24 protein-coding genes are annotated in these 19,602 nt (G+C 69.5%); 14 read left to right on the forward strand and 10 right to left on the reverse strand.

What is annotated here, in order from left to right:
• Window positions 1–18: 18 nt before the first annotated feature.
• From ACZ522_RS14935 to ACZ522_RS14950, 4 genes are all read left to right on the forward strand, one after another.
• Window positions 19–450 (forward strand): DUF5791 family protein, encoded by a 432-nt coding sequence (locus ACZ522_RS14935; protein ID WP_379697944.1) that lies wholly within the window; start codon window positions 19–21, stop codon window positions 448–450.
• A complete protein-coding gene (locus ACZ522_RS14940) occupies window positions 451–1,353 on the forward strand; it encodes an SDR family oxidoreductase (RefSeq protein WP_379697941.1) in 903 nt (300 codons plus the stop codon).
• 85 nt (window positions 1,354–1,438) lie between these two features.
• A complete protein-coding gene (locus ACZ522_RS14945; RefSeq protein ID WP_379697938.1) occupies window positions 1,439–2,632 on the forward strand; it encodes a DHH family phosphoesterase in 1,194 nt (397 codons plus the stop codon).
• A gap of 65 nt (window positions 2,633–2,697) precedes the next feature.
• Window positions 2,698–3,792, forward strand: a complete 1,095-nt coding sequence (locus ACZ522_RS14950) for an aldo/keto reductase (protein WP_379697936.1) — start codon at window positions 2,698–2,700, stop codon at window positions 3,790–3,792.
• On the opposite strand, the gene ACZ522_RS14955 is transcribed toward ACZ522_RS14950, so the two are convergent.
• Entirely contained in the window at window positions 3,793–3,963 is a 171-nt protein-coding gene (locus ACZ522_RS14955; protein ID WP_379697933.1) for an HVO_0758 family zinc finger protein, read from the reverse strand.
• 175 nt (window positions 3,964–4,138) lie between these two features.
• Between ACZ522_RS14955 and ACZ522_RS14960 the strand changes: the two genes are divergently transcribed.
• The 6 genes from ACZ522_RS14960 (at window position 4,139) to ACZ522_RS14985 (ending at window position 9,903) form a co-directional block, all read left to right on the forward strand.
• The gene (locus ACZ522_RS14960) at window positions 4,139–5,335 is read left to right on the forward strand and encodes an MFS transporter (protein ID WP_379699900.1); all 1,197 of its coding nucleotides are present in this window, start codon (window positions 4,139–4,141) and stop codon (window positions 5,333–5,335) included.
• Between the two features lie 66 nt (window positions 5,336–5,401).
• Window positions 5,402–6,499, forward strand: a complete 1,098-nt coding sequence (locus ACZ522_RS14965; RefSeq protein WP_379697931.1) for a glycosyltransferase family protein — start codon at window positions 5,402–5,404, stop codon at window positions 6,497–6,499.
• Entirely contained in the window at window positions 6,496–7,032 is a 537-nt protein-coding gene (locus ACZ522_RS14970) for a DUF7109 family protein (protein ID WP_379697929.1), read from the forward strand. Before ACZ522_RS14965 ends, ACZ522_RS14970 begins: the two co-directional genes overlap by 4 nt.
• 77 nt (window positions 7,033–7,109) lie before the next feature.
• On the forward strand, window positions 7,110–7,709 hold the full coding sequence (locus ACZ522_RS14975) for an NUDIX hydrolase (RefSeq protein WP_379697927.1): 600 nt from the start codon (window positions 7,110–7,112) through the stop codon (window positions 7,707–7,709).
• A 136-nt stretch (window positions 7,710–7,845) separates the two neighbouring features.
• Window positions 7,846–8,628, forward strand: coding sequence for a DUF7388 family protein (locus tag ACZ522_RS14980; RefSeq protein WP_379697924.1), 783 nt, complete (start codon window positions 7,846–7,848; stop codon window positions 8,626–8,628).
• 87 nt (window positions 8,629–8,715) lie between these two features.
• The gene (locus ACZ522_RS14985; protein WP_379697921.1) at window positions 8,716–9,903 is read left to right on the forward strand and encodes an NAD(P)/FAD-dependent oxidoreductase; all 1,188 of its coding nucleotides are present in this window, start codon (window positions 8,716–8,718) and stop codon (window positions 9,901–9,903) included.
• Window positions 9,904–9,907: 4 nt separating this feature from the next.
• Here ACZ522_RS14985 and ACZ522_RS14990 read toward each other — a convergent pair whose 3' ends face one another.
• The 3 genes from ACZ522_RS14990 to ACZ522_RS15000 form a co-directional block, all read right to left on the reverse strand.
• Complete coding sequence (locus tag ACZ522_RS14990) at window positions 9,908–10,453, reverse strand: Hsp20/alpha crystallin family protein (protein WP_379697918.1); 546 nt, start codon at window positions 10,451–10,453, stop codon at window positions 9,908–9,910.
• Window positions 10,450–10,608 (reverse strand): DUF7559 family protein, encoded by a 159-nt coding sequence (locus ACZ522_RS14995; RefSeq protein ID WP_379697915.1) that lies wholly within the window; start codon window positions 10,606–10,608, stop codon window positions 10,450–10,452. Before ACZ522_RS14995 ends, ACZ522_RS14990 begins: the two co-directional genes overlap by 4 nt.
• Before the next feature lie 102 nt (window positions 10,609–10,710).
• Entirely contained in the window at window positions 10,711–11,298 is a 588-nt protein-coding gene (locus ACZ522_RS15000) for a GNAT family N-acetyltransferase (protein WP_379697913.1), read from the reverse strand.
• Between the two features lie 106 nt (window positions 11,299–11,404).
• On the opposite strand from ACZ522_RS15000, the gene ACZ522_RS15005 reads away from it, so the two are divergent.
• Entirely contained in the window at window positions 11,405–13,132 is a 1,728-nt protein-coding gene (locus tag ACZ522_RS15005; RefSeq protein ID WP_379697910.1) for a radical SAM protein, read from the forward strand.
• A gap of 31 nt (window positions 13,133–13,163) precedes the next feature.
• On the opposite strand, the gene ACZ522_RS15010 is transcribed toward ACZ522_RS15005, so the two are convergent.
• The 5 genes from ACZ522_RS15010 to ACZ522_RS15030 form a co-directional block, all read right to left on the reverse strand.
• Entirely contained in the window at window positions 13,164–13,652 is a 489-nt protein-coding gene (locus ACZ522_RS15010; RefSeq protein WP_379697907.1) for an SHOCT domain-containing protein, read from the reverse strand.
• 198 nt (window positions 13,653–13,850) lie between these two features.
• On the reverse strand, window positions 13,851–14,249 hold the full coding sequence (locus tag ACZ522_RS15015) for a TRAM domain-containing protein (RefSeq protein ID WP_379697904.1): 399 nt from the start codon (window positions 14,247–14,249) through the stop codon (window positions 13,851–13,853).
• Between the two features lie 63 nt (window positions 14,250–14,312).
• On the reverse strand, window positions 14,313–14,996 hold the full coding sequence (locus ACZ522_RS15020; protein ID WP_379697901.1) for a YkgJ family cysteine cluster protein: 684 nt from the start codon (window positions 14,994–14,996) through the stop codon (window positions 14,313–14,315).
• A 60-nt stretch (window positions 14,997–15,056) separates the two neighbouring features.
• Window positions 15,057–15,842: an MBL fold metallo-hydrolase gene (locus tag ACZ522_RS15025; protein WP_379697898.1), complete on the reverse strand. Its 786-nt coding sequence runs from the start codon at window positions 15,840–15,842 to the stop codon at window positions 15,057–15,059.
• Window positions 15,843–15,989: 147 nt separating this feature from the next.
• Window positions 15,990–16,262 (reverse strand): MarR family transcriptional regulator, encoded by a 273-nt coding sequence (locus ACZ522_RS15030; protein WP_092537434.1) that lies wholly within the window; start codon window positions 16,260–16,262, stop codon window positions 15,990–15,992.
• 138 nt (window positions 16,263–16,400) lie between these two features.
• On the opposite strand from ACZ522_RS15030, the gene ACZ522_RS15035 reads away from it, so the two are divergent.
• The 3 genes from ACZ522_RS15035 (at window position 16,401) to ACZ522_RS15045 (ending at window position 18,715) form a co-directional block, all read left to right on the forward strand.
• A complete protein-coding gene (locus tag ACZ522_RS15035) occupies window positions 16,401–16,793 on the forward strand; it encodes a PPOX class F420-dependent oxidoreductase (RefSeq protein ID WP_379697895.1) in 393 nt (130 codons plus the stop codon).
• Window positions 16,794–16,980: 187 nt separating this feature from the next.
• Window positions 16,981–17,700, forward strand: coding sequence for a class I SAM-dependent methyltransferase (locus tag ACZ522_RS15040; protein ID WP_379697892.1), 720 nt, complete (start codon window positions 16,981–16,983; stop codon window positions 17,698–17,700).
• Window positions 17,701–17,812: 112 nt separating this feature from the next.
• On the forward strand, window positions 17,813–18,715 hold the full coding sequence (locus ACZ522_RS15045) for a glycosyltransferase family 2 protein (protein WP_379697889.1): 903 nt from the start codon (window positions 17,813–17,815) through the stop codon (window positions 18,713–18,715).
• Between the two features lie 5 nt (window positions 18,716–18,720).
• Here the strand turns inward: ACZ522_RS15045 and ACZ522_RS15050 are convergent, their stop codons facing one another.
• Window positions 18,721–19,548 carry an amidohydrolase family protein gene (locus ACZ522_RS15050; RefSeq protein ID WP_379697886.1) on the reverse strand — a complete coding sequence of 276 codons (828 nt, stop codon included), beginning with the start codon at window positions 19,546–19,548 and terminating at the stop codon, window positions 18,721–18,723.
• Between the last annotated feature and the right edge of the window lie 54 nt (window positions 19,549–19,602).

Genomic DNA, 19,602 nt, shown 5'->3' on the forward strand with positions numbered 1-19,602 from the left:
CGGCGGCGAGTCGGTGGTATGCTCTACGACGCGGCGGACGACCCGGCGTCGCTCTCGACAGCGGAGTTGCGAGAAGCCTACGAGGCGCAGATACGGCGCGCCGTCGAACGCGTCGGCGTCGAGACGGCGGCCGAACGCACCGGCGTCGAGGAGTCCGACGTCGCGGCCGTCGCGGACGGCCCCGCGCCGGACCTTCGCCTCGAAGACGCCGCCGAACTCGCCGCCCTCGACGGCGACGCGCCGGACGCCGAGACCATCGTCCTCGAAATCCGGGATCACCTCCTCTTGGGGATGACGACCGGCGTCCTCGACGTGGACACCATCGCCTCGAACGTAGACCTCGACCTCTCCGGGCAGGAGATTCAGCAGGCGATAGAGGGGCGTTCGGCGATGACCCTCCGCGAACTGGCGGCCATCCAGCGCTACATCGAGGAGCGTAACGACCGATAGATGGCCCGCGCCGTCGTCCTCGGGTGCGGCTACGTCGGACTCGAACTCGGTCGGCAGTTGGCGGCCGACGGCCACGAGGTGACGGGCGTCCGACGCTCCGACTCAGGTCTCTCGGCCGTCGAAGACGCGGGCCTCGACGCCCGCCGCGCCGACGTGACCGACCCCGAGAGCCTCGCCGACCTGCCGGACGCCGAGTGGGTCGTCTTCGCGGCCAGTTCGGGCGGGCGCGGCGCGGACGCCGCCCGGCGCGTCTTCGTCGAGGGACTGGAGAACGCCATCGCCGAGTACGGGTCGCGGGAGTCGCCGCCGGACCGCCTCGTCTACACCTCCTCGACCGGCGTTTACGGCGACCACGACGGCGACTGGGTGGACGAGCAGACGCCCGTCGAACCGACGACGGAGAAGACGGCGGTGCTGGCCGAGGCCGAACGCGTCGCCCGCGAGACGGCGGCGGACGCCGGCATCGACGGCACCGTCGCCCGGTTCGCCGGTCTGTACGGTCCCGACCGCTACCGCCTCGACCGATACATTGAGGGGCCGGTCACCGAGGGTTATCTCAACATGGTCCACCGCGACGACGCGGCCGGGGCGGTCGCGTTTCTGCTCTCGGAGCGTCCGGCCCGCGACGAGGTGGTCCTCGTCGCCGACGACGAACCGGCCGAGAAGTGGACGTTCGCGGACTGGTTGGCCGACGAGTGCGGCGTCCCCCGTCCGCCGAAGCGGACGAAGGAGGAACGCCTCGCCGAGGGCGACCTCTCGGAGGCGGCGAAACGCCGAATCCGGACGAGCAAGCGGTGTTCGAACGACACACTTCGGTCGCTCGGCTACGAGTTCCGGTACCCGACCTACCGGTCGGGATACCGCGACGCCGTCGAACGCTACCGGGCGGAGACCGGTGCGTAGCGGTCGAACGCCCGTCTGTGACGTCCGTCGGCCGCCGCCGCCGGAGCGAGGGAATATTCTTGACCGTGGGCTCTGAGGTAGGAGTATGGGCGTGACGGCGGCGTCGGTACCCATACAGGATACGGGGCGGGTGCTCGATGGGGTACAATCGGTGTTCGGGTCGCATCCGGGGTTAGTCGCGGCTCTCCTCGTCGGAGCGTTCGCCCTCGTGGGCGGCCTGTACGCCATGCTCTGGTTCAAGCGGCCGATGGGGACGAACTTCTTGGAGAAGCTGTCGGGGTTGGACGAGGTGGTCGTCCTCATGCACCCCAACCCCGACCCGGACGCGATGGCGGCGGCCATCGGAACCGCCTGCCTCGCGGAGCAGGTCGATACCGAGGCGTGTATCCAGTACACCGGGCAGATACGCCACCAGGAGAACCGCGCGTTCGAGACGGTGTTGGACCTCGATCTGGAGCCGATAGACCACGTGACCGACCTCGCCGCCGAGGCGGTCGTACTCGTGGACCACAACCGCCCACGGGGGTTCGCCGGGGCGGACGGCGTCCTCCCCTTCGCGGTCATCGACCACCACCCCGGCGAGGGGACGGGCGAACACTTCACCGACGTTCGGACCGACTACGGCGCGTGTTCCAGCATCGTCGCGGAGTACTTCCGCGACATCGGCGCGAAACCGGTCCCGCCGGACCGCCACGCGAGCGAAGTCGACGCCGAGTACACCATCCCCTCGAACGTCGCGACCGGGATGCTGTACGGCATCCTCACCGACACGAAGCGCCTCACGTCGGGGTGCTCGGAGGGCGACTTCGAGGCGGCGGGCTACCTCTACCCCGGCGTGGACGAGGACGCCCTCAACCGCATCGCCAACCCCGAAGTCTCGACGGAGGTGTTGGAACTGAAGGCCCGCGCCATCGCCGGACGCGACGTGCGCGGGCCGTTCGCCGTCAGCGACATCGGGACGCTCTCGAACGTGGACGCCATCCCGCAGGCGGCGGACGAACTCATCCAACTGGAGGGCGTGACGGCCGTCGTCGTCTGCGGCGAACGCGACGGCACCGTCTACCTCTCCGGTCGGTCCCGCGACGACAGGGTCCACATGGGCCGGATGCTCGAACACGCCCTCGCCGACGTGCCAGGGTCCTCGGCGGGCGGGCACGCCCGCATGGGCGGCGGCCAGATTCCGCAACGCGGCGGCACCATCCAGACCGACGGCGGGTCAGACCTCGACCGGTCGATGCTGGTCGAACGACTGTTCGACGCGCTGTCGGGCGACATCTGAGCGCGGAGACGGGGGGCGGGCGCGGAGTCGCAGAGCGTTTACCCGCACGTTACGTAGCCGACGCCATGGCGACGAAACAGGGGACGTGGGGCTACCGGGACCGGTTCGGCGACGCGTTCGGGCGGACGTACTTCCGTCGCTTCGGCCCGGGCGTCGCCTCCAGCATCGGCGTCGGAACCTACCTCGGCGACCCGACCGACGCGACCGACGACCGGTACCGCGCGGCGGTGACGGCGGCCCTCGATTCGGGCGTCAACCTCGTCGATACGGCGATAAACTACCGCTGCCAGCGGAGCGAACGCGTCGTCGGCGAGGCACTCCGCGACGCCGCCGCCGACAGGGAGGAAGTCGTCGTCGCCACCAAGGGCGGGTTCGTTCCGTTCGACGGCGAGAGGCCGGCGGACCCCGGCGCGTACGTCCGCGACGAGTTCGTCCGCACCGGTTTAGTGGACGTCTCCGACCTCGCGCGCGGAAGCCACGCCATCGCGCCCGACTTCCTCTCGTCGTGCCTCGACCGGTCGCTCTCGAACCTCGAACTCGACGGCGTGGACCTCTACTACGTCCACAACCCCGAGACGCAACTCGCCGAACGGAGCCGAGAGGACGTGTACGACCAGTTGGAGGCGGCTTTCGAGATGCTCGAACGGCGGCGCGAAGACGGCGATATCGGCGCGTACGGCGTCGCCACGTGGGACGCCTTCCGCGTCCCTCACGGCCACGACCGGTATCTCTCGCTGCCGGAAGTTGTCTCCCGGGCCGAGTCCGCCGCCGCCTCGGCGGGCGTCGAAGAGTGCGGGTTGGCGGCGATCCAACTGCCGTTCAACGTCTCGATGGCGGACGCGTTCACCGTCGAGGCGCACCGCCACCCGACCGAAGAGAAGGACGTGAGCGCACTCTGGTACGCCCACGAGGCGGGCCTCGACGTGGTGACGAGTGCGACGCTCGGACAAGGAGAGTTGGCGGGAGGGCTTCCGGCCGACGTGGACGCGGAACTGGCCGGGGACACGGCGGCGCAACGGGCGGTCAACTTCGCTCGAAGCGCACCCGGCGTCAAAACCGCCCTGGTCGGTACGGGGTCGGCCGACCACGTGGCCGAGAACGTCGCCGCCGGGACGTTCGACCCGATGGGCGCGCGGGCGTTCGACGCCGTCTTCGAGTGACTACCGGAGTTCCTTCCACTCGGTTCCGCACTCGGGGCAGATGCGAACCGAGAACACCTCGTCCGGGTCGTTCCGCTTCTTCAACGAGTCTCCGCACTCACCGCACGTGAGTCGTCCGTACGTGTCCTTCTGTAACTCCCCCGCCCGGAGCCCCTTCCGCGTCGATTTCATATCCGTCTCCGCGTTTGTAAGCGGTACATAAAAAGACCTCGGCGTTGGTACTAATTCCCATACCGGCGGCGACGCGTCGATAGCGGCCCTCTACGAGGGGTTTCCGAACACTTGAACTGTCCTGCGGAGAAGAGCGTCCGTGTCACGAGGACGGCTGTTCGGAACGCTCTGTTCTTTGGTGCTGTTGGTCAATCTGGCGCGGGTGGTGTTCGCGCCCCTCTTAGAGGAACTCATCGACGTCTTCGCCATCGGCGAGGGCACCGCGGGTCTCATCGTCACCCTCGTGTGGGTGGGAAGCGCTCTCCTGCGCATCCCGACGGGGTGGCTCCTCACGCGGGTGCCCAGACACAGGGTGGTCCTCGGAACCGGCGTCGTCCTCACCGCGGCGGCGACGTTCACCGCGTTCGCGGACTCCGTGGCAATGGTGGCCGTCGGCGCGCTCCTCATGGGACTGGCCTCCGGGGCGTACTTCGTCTCGGCGAATCCGCTCGTGAGCGAACTCTACTCCGAACGCGTCGGGCGCGCGATGGGCATCCACGGCATGTCGAGCCAGCTCGCCGCCGTCCTCGCCGCGCCGTTCGTCACGCTGGTCCTCGCCGTCTTCGTGAACTGGCGCGCCACGTTCGTCTGCATCGGCGTCGCCGCGTTCGTCGTCACCCTCGTGCTCTACCGGACGGCCGAGCGGACGGACCTGCCCGAGGCGGGCGCGGAGGACAGAGACCTGTTCGGGGCGGCCCGGTCGGAGTGGCGCGTCGTCCTCGTCGGGGTGGTCATCATCGGCTGTACCGGGTTCGTCTGGCAGGGGCTGTTCAACTTCTACGAACTGTACATGGTGACGAAGGGGTTGGAGAGTTCGACGGCGAAGAACATGCTCACCGTCGTCTTCGCCGCGGGCGTCCCGGCGTTCTTCGTCTCCGGCCGCCTCGCCGACAGGCTCCCGCGCGTCCCGTACCTCCTCTCTATCCTCGTCGCGTTCGTCGCGGGCGTCCTCCTCCTCACGCGGACGGCGGGGTTGATTCCGCTCCTCCTCGTCACGGCGTTCGTCGGCTACACCGTCCACAGCCTCTTCCCGGCGCTCGATACGTACATGCTGGAGACACTCCCGGACGAGAACCGCTCGTCGGCGTACGCGGTGTACTCCGGCTGTATGATGGTCATACAGGCCGGCGGTTCGTGGGCCGTCGGCGCGCTTCGGGAAGGGGAGGCGGCCTACGGGTTCGTCGCCGCCGCGGCGTCGCGCGTTCCCCTCCTCCCCGCGCTTCCAGCGGGGGGACTCGGCTACGACGTCATCTTCTCGACGTTCGCGCTCGGCCTCGCGGTGGTCGTCGGAACGCTCGTCGGCCTCCAACGCGCCGGGAGACTCCCGCAGTAACCCGGTACGGCCGGACGGTTCGCGTCTCCTCGCCTTTTTTGGTCCGTCACTTCTCACCTCCGCTCGATGGAGTACGTTCAGGAGCGGGTGACGACGCTGCACGACCTGACGGGGCCGGTTCCCGACGCCCCGACGGACCGGACGGCCGTCGTCGTGCCGATGACCGAACGCGAGTACGCCGGACTCGCGGCCGAACGCGTGCTGGCGGAACTCGAACGCGTCGAACCGGCGCGGGTCGTCGTCCCCCTCCGCGCGCCCGCCGAGAAGGTGGGTCGGTTCCGGGACTGGCTGACGGAGTTCGACCTCCCGATGGAGGTGCTGTGGTGCGACGGTCCGCGGGTTGAGGCGGCCCTCGCGGAGCGCGGACTCGACGGGCCGCGGGGGAAGGGCCGCGACGTCTGGTTGGCGCTGGGGCGGGCCGCCGCGGAGAAGTTCGTCGTCGTCCACGACGCCGACACGAAGACGTACGACCGGTCGTACATCGCCCGCCTGTTGTTCCCCCTCGCGCAGGGGTACGACTTCTCGAAGGGGTACTACGCCCGCGTCGAGGACGGCCGACTGTACGGTCGGCTGTTCCGACTGTTCTACGTCCCGTTGGTGCGGACGCTCGCCGACGCGCACGCCGCCCCGTTCCTCCGCTACCTCGACTCGTTCCGGTACGCGCTGGCGGGCGAGTTCGCCGCGACGAGCGACGTGGCCCGGCGGATTCGCGCGCCGCGTTCGTGGGGGCTTGAGGTCGGAACGCTCGGCGACGCGTTCGACGCCGCCGGGTTCGACGGCACGGCGCAGGTCGATCTGGGCGCGTACGAACACGACCACCGCGCCGTCGGCGGACCGACCGGCCTCTCGGACATGAGTCGGTCGGTCGGCGAGACGCTCCTGCGGTGCGTCGCGGAGCGGGGGGTGACGCCCGACTTCGCCACGCTCCCGGCCCGCTACCGGGAGACGGCGCGCGAACTCATCGACCAGTACGCCGCCGACGCGGCGCTCAACGGCCTCCGGTTCGACCGCGAGGGCGAACGGGAGCAGGTGGACGTGTACGCCGACGCCGTCCGCGAACCGGGGCCGGCGGACGACCGCCTGCCCGCGTGGGCGGAGACGGAGTTAGACCCCGATTCGGTCGCCGAGCGCGCCCGCGCGGACATCCGGGAGGTGGCGCAGTGACCGAGAGCGAGGCGCTCTACGACGACCTCGCGGGCATCGTCGATCTGTTCGGCGCGCTCACCCGCACGGAACTCGAACGGTCGCTCGACGAACTCGCGTTCAAGCAGGGGCGGGACGCCGACGCCGACGCCCTCGCGAACGCCGTGGACGGCGCGATTCGGAACTACTACCTCGTCGCGTTGGACGGCGAGTCCACCGACGACGCCGACGCTGACGCGGGTACGGAGTCGGAACTGCTCGCGGTCGGTCCGGTCGCGTTCCCCTCCCTCCCGCCGAACGCCGAGGACCTCCCGCACATCCTCGACGTTCCGAACCGAGACGTCGGCCGGGAGACGGTCGCCGCGGCGGCGGCGGACCGACTGCGGGCGGAGGCGTCCGAGGCGGTGGCCGAGGCCGACGACGCGCCCGACGAGGCGACGCGCGACCGACTCCGGACGCTCCTCGACGTGACGTACGACGTGGAGGCGTGGGCGGGCGAGGCGGCGGCCGTCGGCGACGTGCGGGCGGAACTCGACGCCGCGTTGGACGGGTGAGCGGAGGAACGCGGGGCGAATCGGACGCGGCGGTCCCGGAGGGCTAAGGCTATAGGGTTTCGCCCGTTGGAACCGACATGGACCTCTCGCGGGTGTCGTCGCACGTTCCGGAGGAGGTGACCGACGCGGGGCGGCAGGCGGCCGTCGTCGCGCCGGTTCTCGTCCGCGACGACGAGGACCACGTGCTGTTCACGAAGCGCGCGGACCACCTCGGCGAGCATCCCGGACAGATGAGTTTCCCCGGCGGCGGGCGCGAACCGAGCGACGAGAGCCTCCGCGCCACCGCACTCCGGGAGGCCGACGAGGAGATCGGCCTCCGCGACTCGGAGGTGGACTTCTTCGGCCGTCTCGACGACATCCGGACCGTCACCGACTACTCGGTCACGCCGTTCGTCGCGCGCGTCCCCGACAGGGAGTACGAACCGGACGAACGCGAAGTCGCCGAAATCGTCGCCTTGGCGGAGTCGGATCTCACCGACTACGCGAACTACGAGTCCGAGCACCGCGACCACCCCCACTACGGCCCCATCCGACTCCACTTCTTCCGCGTGGACGGCTACACCGTCTGGGGTGCGACGGGGCGGATGCTCGTCCAACTGCTCGAACTGACGACCGACTGGGAGATGCCGCCGGAACCGGACCGCGTCGTGGACCCCGACGCCGACTACCCGGTGTGAGTCGGCCGCCGCAATACGTGCCGCCGAGCGACAGGATTATCCCCGACCGAGAGGTACGAAGGCGTACATGGTCGCACAGACGATGGATCGCGTTCCGCGACGACGATAACCCCATTCTCGTGAGTAGTGATAGCCGATGTTGACCGGAGAGCGTAGCGTCTCGCAGACGGGCCTCGACGCGGTGGCCCTGAAGCCGAAAGAGTGCGACGTACTGACGGGCCTCGACGTGCCCGTCGGAACCGTCGCGGTGGACTACGAGGGCCGAGACCACGTCCCGGACGCCGACGTCCTGCGGGAACTGGCCGAAGCGAAGGAGGTCAGACTGACCATACCCGTCCGCGCGGACGGGTTCGACCCCCTCGGCGACGACGCCCGCTGGGACGAAGTGCCCGACTCGGTGCGCCGCGTCCTCGTGGCGGGGCACTCGGCGTACCTCTCCGAGGAGGAGTCCCGCCGCGCCGTCGCGCCGCGACTCGGGGCCGCAATCGACCGCGCCCCCGACGCGTGGGTCGGCACCGAGGGCGTCGAGCGAATCGCCCTCGCCGCCGGCGGCACCCAGTACGAACTGCTCTCCCGAACGACCGCCCGCGACCTGCGCGCACTCCGCGCGGCGGGGTACGACGGCGAGGTGGCCGTCTACGCGCCGACCGTCCTCGCGGACGACGAGGACGAGATACTCGACGCGGTGGGCGCGTACGCCGCCCGGAGACGCCCCGTCGCCGCGGCGTTGCCCGACGGCGCGGCCACCGACGCCGACGCCTCGGGCCGCGCCCGCGACGTCCTCTCGAAGGCCGTCCGCGACTACGGCCTCGTCGGCACCGTCGAAACGGTCCGCGAGCAGATCTCGGAACTCAAGGACGCGGGCGCGAACGTCGTCGTCGGCTACCCCGCCCGCGGCGTCGAGGCGTTCGCCGAGTAACGACCGACTCGCTCCGCTCGGCGCTCTTTTTCGCCCGCCGCCCGCCGAGTCGCCGGACGCTAAGTGCCGCCCCGACGAGTGGCCGGTATGACCGATTCCGACGCGCCGGGCGGCGATCCGATGGCTCGACCCTTCGAGGTGCCGGACGGGACGGGAACGCGCGTCGCCGTCATCGGCGCGGGGGCGGTCGGTCTCACCGCCGCGTCCGACCTCGCCCGCGCGGGCGCGTCGGTGACGGTGTTCGAACGCGGCGCGGACCCGGGGGCCGGGTCGTCGGGGCGCGCCGCGGGCATCCTCTACGACGCCTACGCCGAGGACGTGGACGTGCGGATGGCCGCCAGAGCGATGGCCCGGTTCCGCGCGTTCGCGTCCGAGGGGGGCGAGTTCGGGGTCGAACCGTGCCCGTACGTCGCGTTGGCGCGCGCGGACGACGAATCGACCGGCGAGGCGATAGCGGAGGCGGCCGAACGGATGCGGGTTCACGGGCGCGACGTGACGACGACGGACGGCGAGGGCCTCCACGACCGGTTCGGCGCGTCGCTCGCGACGGACGACGTGGGCACCGCCGTCGTCGCCGAGGACGCCGCGTGGACGGACACCGCGGCGTACGTCCGTGACGCGGCCGAACGGGCGCGCGACGCCGGCGTCGAGGTGCGAACGGGCGTCGAAGTCGACGTCCGCGCGGACCCGCCGCGGGTCGTCGGAGACGGCGCGTCCGAGGCGTTCGACGCGGTCCTCGTCGCCGCCGGGGCGCGGACGAAGGCCCTCCTCGCCGAGGCGGGAGTCGAGATAGCGATGAAACCGTACCGCGTGCAGGCACTCGTGAGTCGGCGTCCCTACGACGGCCCTATCTGCTACGACGCCACCGCGAGGGCGTACTTCCGGCCGCACCCCTCGGGCTTGCTGGCGGGCGACGGCACCGAACCCGTCGAGGCCGATCCGGAGTCGTGGTCCCGCGCGGGCGACGAGTGGTTCGTCTCGGAGGTGAGCGAGGTGCTCCGGTCCCGCGCGGGCCACGACCCGACGGTGGAACGCGCGTGGGGCGGCCTCTGCACCGCGACGCCGGACCGAAAGCCGTTGCTCGGGGAGATTCGCGAGGGCGTCTTCGTCGCGACGGGGTGGCACGGTCACGGGTTCATGTGGGCCCCGGCCTCCGGCGAGGCGGTGGCCGCGGCGATGCTCGGCGCGCCCGCGGCGTCGATAGAACCGTACGACCCCCGCCGCTTCCGGGGCGACGAGGCGTTCGAAGTCGTAGAAGGGATGGCCGTCGAGTGACGGGCTACTCGTCTCGGTAGTCGGATTCGAGGGCGTCGCCGTCTCCGACCGTCTCGCCGTCGCTCTGGGAGACGGTCTCTTCGACGGCCGACTTCTCGACGTCCGAGTCCCCGTCCGAGCCGAGTTCGTCCGTCTCCGCTCCCTCCTCGGTCACTTCCACGTCTCGGACCTCGCCGTCCTTCGGGATGCGGACGCGGAGCGTCCCGTTGGACGCCAGCGTCGCCGTCGCCTCCGTCGCGTCCACGGACGCGTCGTCGGGCAACGCCGCGGACCCCTCGAGCGACAACCCGCGACCCGGAAAGCGCATGTCGAACCCCTCGTGGAAGTCGCGGAAGCGGTCGATTCGCACCTCGACTTCGCCGTCGAGGAACCGAACCTGCACGTCGCTCCGTTGCGCGCCGGGGGCGTCGAAGACGACGAGGTAGGCGTCGTCGGATTCGAGCACGTCGTACGGGAGCGGTTTACGCTCCTGGACGCGCCCGACGCCGCGCCCGATCCGTTCGAGGACGGTCTTGGCCGCCGACTCGCCGAACTCCCTGAGTCCGCTCATAGTTGGATCTCTTCGAGGGGTTCGGTCTCTCGACAGTACGGACAGGCGAAGTCCTCGACGCCCACCTCGTCCGGCATGTCGTAGGTGTAGTGAAGTTCGAACATATCCATCTCGCAGTCCCCGTTGGTGCACTTCACTTCGAGGGTCGCAGGCATGTTCGAATGTTGTTCCGCCACGCTGATAAACACGCGGGCTTCGGTACCGGCGGTCGGTTCGGGCCGTCGGTTTCGGTCGTTTCCCGTGTCGCCCTCGGCCGGTCAGAACTCGTCGGACTCCGACTCGACTTCGGAGACGGGACGCGGCGGGTCGGGGTCCGCCGGCGGGTCGCGGAGTTCGAGTCGGTACCACCCGACGTCTCGCCACGCGCCCAGTTTGTAGCCCGCCGCGGGGAAGTCCGCGAGGTGGTCGAAGCCGTACGCCTCGTGGAACGCCTCGCTCTCGGGGTTCGGTAGACCGAGCACCGCGAACGCCGAGACGTACCCCTGCCGACGGAGGGTGTCGAACAGGCGGTCGTACAGTCTCCGCCCGACGCCGCCGCGGTGGTAGTCCGGGTTCGCGTAGATGGACGTCTCGACGCTCCACCGGTAGGCCGGGCGGTCGCGCACCGCACTCGCGTACGCGTACCCGGCGACCGACCCGTCCGATTCGAATACGTACCACGGGTACTCGTCGGCCTCCCGCGCCGTCCGAATCTTCTCGCGCAACTCCGCCGGGGACGGCGGTTCGAGGGTGAACGTCGCCGGCGTCTCCCTGACGAACGGCGCGTAGATGTCCCAAATCGCCTCGGCGTCCCCGGGCCGGACGGGACGGATGCGCGTCGCGCCCGAATCCGACTCGTCGCTCATACGCGGGGAACCGACGGCGCGGGCTAAACGTCTCCCGGTTCCGGGTCGAGGGGGCGTGCGAACCGAGGTAGTCACGGTTTTACGCGTTCGCCGCCTCTGCCCGGACATGACCGACCCGGCCGACATCTCCGTGACGCTCGTCGACGGGTACGTGGACGAACCCGCGCACTTCGGCGTCCCGCCGTACATCTCGACGTACCCCCGCTTCACCGCGGGCGCACTGGTGGACGCCGGCGTGCCCGAGGGGAACGTCACCTACCACACCATCGACGAACTCCGCGAGGACCGCTCGAAGTGGGCCGACGTGGCCGACGCGGACCTGTTCGTCTACATCGGCGGCATGACCGTCCCCGGCAAGTACGTCGGCGGGACGCCCGCCGAACCCGACGAGGTCAGAAAGCTCGCGTGGACGGCGGACGGAACGACGCTCATGGGCGGCCCCATCCGCTTCGGCGTCGGCGAGGAGAACGCCGGCGCACAGGAGATGGAGCGGCAGAACCTCGACTACGACTTCCTCGCGATGGCCGACGTGGAGGCGGCGGCGTACGACTTAGTGGACAACGGCCTCGAAGGGTTCGAGAACCGCTACCGCGACAACGAGGAGTTAGACCGCTGGGCCGCGAAGGGCGCGTTCGTCGTTGAACAGCACCCGAACCACCCCGACTACCTCATCTGCGAGATGGAGACGTCACGCGGCTGTGCCTACCGGTGTTCGTTCTGCACGGAACCGATGTACGGGAACCCGGCGTTCCGGTCGGCCGACTCCGTCGTCAAGGAGGTGGAGAACCTCTCGAACCGCGGCGCGAAGCACTTCCGACTCGGGCGACAGGCGGACATCCTCGCGTTCGGCGGCGACGGCGAAGCGCCGAACCCCGACGCCCTCCGCCGACTCTACGGCGGCATCCGCGAGGTGGCTCCGAACTTAGAGACGCTCCACCTCGACAACATGAACCCCATCACGGTGGTGAAGTGGCCCGAGAAGTCCCGCGAGTGCATCCGCATCATCGCCGAACACAACACGCCGGGCGACACCGCCGCGTTCGGCCTCGAATCCGCCGACCCCGTGGTGCAGGAGGCGAACACGCTCAACGTCACCGCCGACCAGTGCTTCGAGGCGGTCGAGATAGTCAACGAGGAGGCCGGATGGCGGCCGGGCGAGGACCCCGCGGACGCGCCGACGCACGGCCCCGACGCGACGAACCGCCTGCCGAAACTCCTGCCCGGAATCAACCTGCTGCACGGCCTGAAGGCCGAACGCGAGGAGACGTTCGAGCACAACAAGCGGTTCCTCCAACGCGTCTACGACGCCGGTCTGATGGTCCGCCGCATCAACATCCGGCAGGTGATGGCGTTCGAGGGCACCGAGATGGCCGACTCCGGCGCGGACATCGCGAAGGACCACAAGAAACTGTTCCAGCAGTACAAACGCGAGGTTCGCGAGGAGATAGACCGGCCGATGCTCGAACGCCTCGCCCCGGTGGGGACGGTGCTCCCGAACGTCCACCTCGAATACCACCAGGACGGCAGGACGTTCGGCCGGCAACTCGGCACCTACCCCCTCCTCGTGGGCATCCCGGGCGAACGCGAACTCGGCCGAACCATCGACGTGTCAGTCGTAGACCACGGCTACCGGTCGGTGACTGGCGTGCCGCACCCCCTCGACCCGAACGAGGCGTCGATGGACGAACTGACGGCCATCCCCGGCATCGGCAAGCGAACCGCGGGCGACATCGTCATCGACCGGCCGTACGCCTCGGCGGACGAGGTGAACGTCTCGGAGGTGGACCTCTCGAAGTTCACGGACGGGTACCCGGTCGAACGCCGGGCGGACTGACCGCCGCCGGGCCGTCGAATCGCCGCGAGGACTACCGACGGGGCGACTCGACTTCTTCCGGGCGCGGCGTCGGGCCGACGCCCTCGTCGGCGGAGCCTTCGAGGCCGACTTCGTCCGTTGCGACGAGCGTCCCGAGGCGTCGCTCGAACTCCTCGTCGCCTATCTCGCCGGCGGCGTACCGGCTTTTCAGCGCCTCCACGGCGTCGCCGGACCCCGTCCGGTTGCTCGACGAACGGAGTTCGTCGGCGTCGGTCGATTCCGCCGGCGTCGTCCCCGAGTCGGGCGCGAGGAGGGACGCCGCGGCCACCGCCGGGAGCGTCAACGCGAGCATCCCGAACGCGGCGACGAGGACGTTGTACGCCGCCCCCGACTTCACGCCCGAGACGATTGCCAGCGCCGCGTACGCCGCGAGGGGTGCGGCGACGGCGGCGAGGGCGGCGATTCGCCGTCGCCACCGGCGGCTATCGGGGGTGTATCTGGCGAGTAGGCCGGGCGACTCGTCGATGCGAGGAGGACTCATACTTCAACGGTGTGTTCGAATCCCACAAAACAGTTTCCGGTCGTCCGACCGGAGAGAGTCCGCAGATGGCCGAAGACGACGCCGTGCCGGTCGCCCGCAGTTGTCCCGCGCCGAGCGAGCGATAGCGAGGCGCGGCTTTTTGGTCCAGATTTTCACGGCGAGCGGTGCGCTTCGCGCACCCGAACCGTAAAAAGGTGGTTAGAAGTCCTCCTCGATGACTTCGCCGACGGCGAAGTTGGACTTGACTTCCGTGACCTCTATCTTGACTCGGTCCCCGACCTGTGCGCCGGGGACGATGATGACGTAGCCCCGTTCGACGCGGGCGATGCCGTCGCCCTGCTTGCCGATGTCCTCTATCTCGACGTAGCGCAGTTCGCCCACCTCGACCGGCGGTTGCGGTTCGCTCGAGGTTCCGCTGGGTTCGGTCGCCTCCTCCTCTTCGGTCACTTCGCGAGAGATGAGAGCGACGCGGTACGTCTCGCCGGGTTCGACGGTTCCGGCCTCGACTTCGCGCTTGGGAACTTCGACCACGTATCGGTCGTCTTCCGCGCGCACGTCGGTGTTGAACAGACACAGGAGTTTATCTGAGATTTCCACCGTGTAGACCTCCATTCTGTCGTCACTAGCGAACGTTAAATGTGTACCGCCGCTAACACGCGTTCACTCCTCGATTCGCGACCCGTCGGGCCGCTTCGCGCCCTCGGAGTCGTGGACGACCACCTCGCCCGGTCCGGTTTCGACGGGCGAGAACTCGTCTCTGACGCCGATGGCCTCCTCTAACTCCCGCACCGCCCGCGTCCGTAGCGCCGCGGCCAACTCCTCGGCGTCCTCGCGGGAGATGTCGCGTCCGAGGCCCTCGCACTCGTGCGCGCGGACGATTCCCTCCGAGTCGACCGCCTCGCCCATCGGTTGACTCGTCCCGCCGAGGGCGACGCTGAACGGGTACGTCCGACAGATGAGCGGTCGGTCCTCGTGGACGCGACACGCGCCCGTCCCCGAGTCGTCCTCCTCGTAGAACGTGCAGTCGCCGCAGGCGTCCGTCTGAAGCGCCCACTCGAACGTCTCGCCTTCCAAACCCGCCTCGCCCTCGACCAACCCGAACGGCATCGGGCGGGCCGCGTCGCGGAAGTCGTACTCCGTCGCGTCGGTCAGGTCGCGAACCTCGTCGGGGAAGACGGTCGCCGTGTGGGCTTCCCTCTCGTCGCCCTCGCCGTGGCCCTTACAGCACGCGCCGCACCGGGTGCACTCGAAGCCGATGGACTCGATGGCGTCCGCGAGGGCCGAGACGTCGAGCTCTCTGGCGCGTTCGAGTTCCGCCTCCAACGTCGGTTCGCGGTCGTTCACGTCCGGTCGTCGGTGCCCCGGCGGGAAAACCGCCTCGGTCGAGTCGGCGAGGCCGCCCCGTCAGACCGGTTCGACCCGCCCCGTCTCCCGGTCGTAGCGAACGCGGCGTTCGGCGGCCAACTTCTCGACGTGCGCTTCGACGGTGGCCCGCGCCAGGTCGCGCACGCCCGTCAGGTCCTTCTCGTAGGCGGCGTCGAGGACGGCGTCCACGTCCGACGCGCCCGCCCGAACCGCGTCGAGGACGCGACGCTCCCGGTCGAGGCGGTGCCGAATCAGGCGTTCGCACGTCTGTCGCGGGTCGTCGACGACGGGGCCGTGGCCGGGGAACAGTCGGTCGGGGTTCCGGGCGTACAGGCGGCGTAAGGCGACGAGGTACGCGCGAACGTCGCCCTCGGGTGCGCCGACGACGACGCTCCCCTCCGCGACGACGAGGTCGCCGGCGACGATTCCCGCGTCCGTCTCGAAGGCGACGTGGTCCGGCGCGTGACCGGGCACGTCGAGGACGGTCGCGGCGTCCGCCCCGAGTGGGAGTCGGTCGCCCTCCGCGAACGTTCGGTCGGGTTCGACGCCGGCCGCCGCGGCGAACCGGTCCTCGCGGCCGCGGCGCGCCCACACCGTCGCGCCCGTCTCCGCGGCGTAGTCGGCGACGGCACCCACGTGGTCCGGGTGCGTGTGGGTGACCGCGACGTGTTCGACGCCCGCCTCGCGGACCGCCTCGTCGAGGGCCGCGGTCCGGCCCGCGGGGTCCGCGAGGAGGGGGCGGTCGTCGCCGAGGAGGTACGCGTTCGTCGCGCCCGTCGGCGCACGCGTCTCGACGGGGACGGAGAAGCGCCGGATGGAAGTCACGACTCGTCGTTCGACGCGTCGCGCGAAAATCGTGGCGGTGCGGCCGTCGGACGGTGGCTTGGTCGTTCCCGACGCGGCGGCCGCGACCGGTCGGGCGGAGAGTAGCGGAGTTCGGTGAGAGCGTCTGGGAAGGGACGGCGAGAGCGTCTACGTGTTGAGGAAGTAGACCTGCTTGCGCGCGTCCTTGAAACTGTAGCGGGAACCGACCAGGTCGGCGTCTTCGAGGCGATTCAGCGCGTATCGGACGGTGCGGTCAGGGAGGAGAGACTCCTCCGCGAGCTGTCCCTGCGAGAGGGGCGCGTCGCTCTCCAGCACTTTGGCGACGAGCTTCGCGCTAGGGGGGAGTTCGCGGAGGCGTTCGCGGAATTCCGACTCCGAAAGGGGGTCCTCGCGAGTGGTCTCTGCGGTACTGGTGCTCATACCTATCCGAAACGCGGACTCCTTGGTAAAGGTTGGCTACAAGTGTGACAAAACAATGCAGACACCTTATACACATTCTGCTATGTATAAGGACATCTGCCCAACTCCCTTTGGTCGCCGCGCGCGAACCCCTCCGCCGTGATTCCCGAATCCCACCGCGACATCTTCGAGAAGAAATCGTTCGCTCACTTCGCCACGGTGATGCCCGACGGGACGCCGCACGTCACGCCCGTGTGGGTGGACCACGAGGACGGCGAGTACGTCCTGATAAACAGCGCCCGCGGCCGGCAGAAGGTGAACAACGTGGAGTCGAACCCGAAGGTGGGCGTCTCGGTCATCGACCCGGACGACCCCTACCGGTTCGTCTCCGTCCGCGGCGAGGCGACGTTGGACGAGGAGGGCGCGGTCGAGCACATCGACGAACTCGCCCGGCGGTACATGGACGTCGAGGAGTACCCGAACAAGGGCGACGAGGAGGGCGCGCGCGTCATCGTCCGAATCCCGACGGACAAGGTGGTCACCAGCGAATAGCCGGGGACTGTTCCCGAACGGTCCGTCGGTCGAGGACCGGCGGCGACGAAGACGTTCGGCGGCGTCGACGAGCGAAGCTCGTCAGCCCACCGGACGAACGGGGCGACGAGGCTGAGTGCGTCGAATAGAGGCCGACCCGACTGCATCCAGTACGGTTTTAGTCCGCGGGTGAGCACAACAGGGTAGTGTGAAAGGAAAGGAGTGGTATCAGGCCGACGACGTCGCCCAAGAGTACGACTCGAAGCGGTTCTCCCGCGGCGGGCGACTCATCGACCACCGGGAGAAGAGAGCGGTCCTCGACGCACTCGGTCCCGTCGAGGACAAAGACGTCCTCGAGATCGCCTGCGGGACCGGCCGGTTCACCGTGATGCTGGCCGAACGGGGCGCGAACATCGTGGGGCTCGACATCTCCCGCGCGATGATGACGCAGGGCCGCGAGAAGGCGCGCCGCGCGGGCGTCGAAGACCACATCGAGTTCCTCAGAGGCGACGCCGCGCGCCTTCCCTTCCCCGACGACCACTTCGACGCGGTCTTCGCCATGCGGTTCTTCCACCTCGCGGACACGCCGGCGAAGTTTCTCGCGGAGATGGCGCGCGTCTCGAAGGAGTTGGTGTTCTTCGACACGTTCAACGACACCAGCGCGCGCGTGGCGTACAACTGGCTCCTGCCGATGGGGTCGCGCCTCTACGGCGACGAGGAGGTCCACGAACTGCTCGACGCCGCGGGGCTCACCCTCGCCGGCGTGCGAAACGATTTCGTGCTTCCGTACGGCTTCTACCGGAAGATTCCGAACGGCGTCGCCGGCGCGTTCCGCGAGGCGGACACCTCCTTCGGCGAGACGAGTCTCGGAGAACGACTCGCCTCCGTCTCCTACTGGCGGGCCACCGTCGGCGAGCGGTCGGACTGACCGACGGTTTCTCTGAGGCGACAGTCCGCGAACCGGACGAACGTCCGGTTCGCTCCCTCCCTCGCCGCGTTCGAGCGGAGAAATTTAAGTTCCCGCGTCGCAACCGACGGGTATGGATCTCTCGGTAGTGGTCCCGACGCTCAACGGTCGGGACCGCCTCGCAACCAGCCTCGACGCGCTGGCCGAGCACGCACCCGACGCCGAGGTAATCGTGGTCAACGGTCCGTCGGCGGACGGGACCACGGGGATGGTGCGTGACCGGGACGACGTGGACGTTCTCGTCGAGATATCCGACCGGACGCTGAACGTCGCGCGCAACGCGGGCATTCGCGCGGCGTCGGGCGACGCCGTCGCACTCCTCCGGTACGACCTCGCAGTCGAGGAGCGGTGGCGTTCCGCCGTCGAGGAGGCCCTCGAAGACGCCGACGCCGTCACCGGGCCGACCCACCAGACGCTCCGCGCCGGGATGACGACGGAGTCCGCTGAGCGGAACTCCGTCTGCGGCCGCGAGGTGACGTACTTCAACGGCGGTAACGTCGCCTTCCGCGCGGACGTCATCGACGGACTCGACGGGTTCGACGAGTACCTGGAGACGGGCGGCGCGCGCGACGCGGCGCACCGACTCGCGGGACTCGACTACGAGGTTGAGTGGCGACCGGAGATGTGCGTCAGGACCGAGTACGAGTCCGACGGCGGCGTGACCGAACGGGACTGGGGGTGGAAGTACCGGGCGCTCTCGTACCGACTCGTGAAGAACTACGGCGTCCGGCCGTCCGTCCTGCGGCGAACGCTGTCGCACGCCGGCCGGGACGCCCTCTCGTCGGCCCGAGACGTGGTCCGCGGCGACGCCTCGCCGACGGGCTGGTTCGGCATCGGACGGGACGTTCTCGTCGGCATAGCGACGGGTTCCTCGGACGGGTTCGTCGCCCGGCGGCGCGACCGGTCGGCGGCGCGCAACCCCCACGGCTGTTCGAAGCGGGCCGACCGGGCCGTCGCGAAGTACGACCGCCGGTAGCGCTGTCAGTCCTCGCCCGGGCCGAGTTCGGGGACGACGCGCGCCGGATTTTTCGAGAACGCGCGGCGCATCGCGTCTTCGGAGACGTCGAGCGTCAGCACCTCCATGACGCCGACGTTCGGGTGCGTCTCGGGGACGCCGCTTCCGAACAGCACGCGGTCGGGATGTTCGAGGAGGGCGCGTTCCAACACGTTGCGGTAGCGGACGAAACTCGTGTCGAGATAGAGTTCGTCATGGTCGGCCAACATCTCGATGGCCTCGTTCATCAGATCGCGGTTCAGCGGAAAGCCGCCGAACCCGGCAAGTATCACGGGCAACTCCCGTCGGAGCAACGTCTCCGCGGCGGCGACGGGCGGGAACTCCGCGCCGGCGTGCACGAGGAGGGGCAGGCCCACGTCCTCCAACCGGTCTAACGTCTCCTCGTCCGGCAGGCCGTCCGCGGCGGGTGCGAGCGTGAACCCGTAGAACCGGTCGTCGTAGGCGTACTTCTCCACGTCCTCGGGGTCGACGTGCGTCTGCGACCGCGAGGCCGTGAGGTTGCGCAGGCGCGCCGAGGTTCGGTTGCTCGGGTCGCGCGGACCGTCGATGCGCGCGAACGCCAAGAACGGCCGGTCCACGCTCAACCGCGCGACGGCGTTGTTCGCGCGGAGGTACCCCATCCCCTCCGGGCGACGCCCCGGCGAGACGACGGCTTTCACCACGCCCGCCTGATGCAGTTCCCGTTCCAATCGCTCCGGCCCCACCTCTCGCCCCCGGGTTGACACCGACTCCCCGTCGGGGTCGAGTCGGGCGTGGACGTCCACGACCCGAAACCCGTGTTCCAACTCCAGCATGCTCTCTCGGAACCCCCACGAGTTCAAATATCTTGTAGGTTGCACCACCCCGCG

Source organism: Halopelagius fulvigenes (assembly GCF_055398025.1).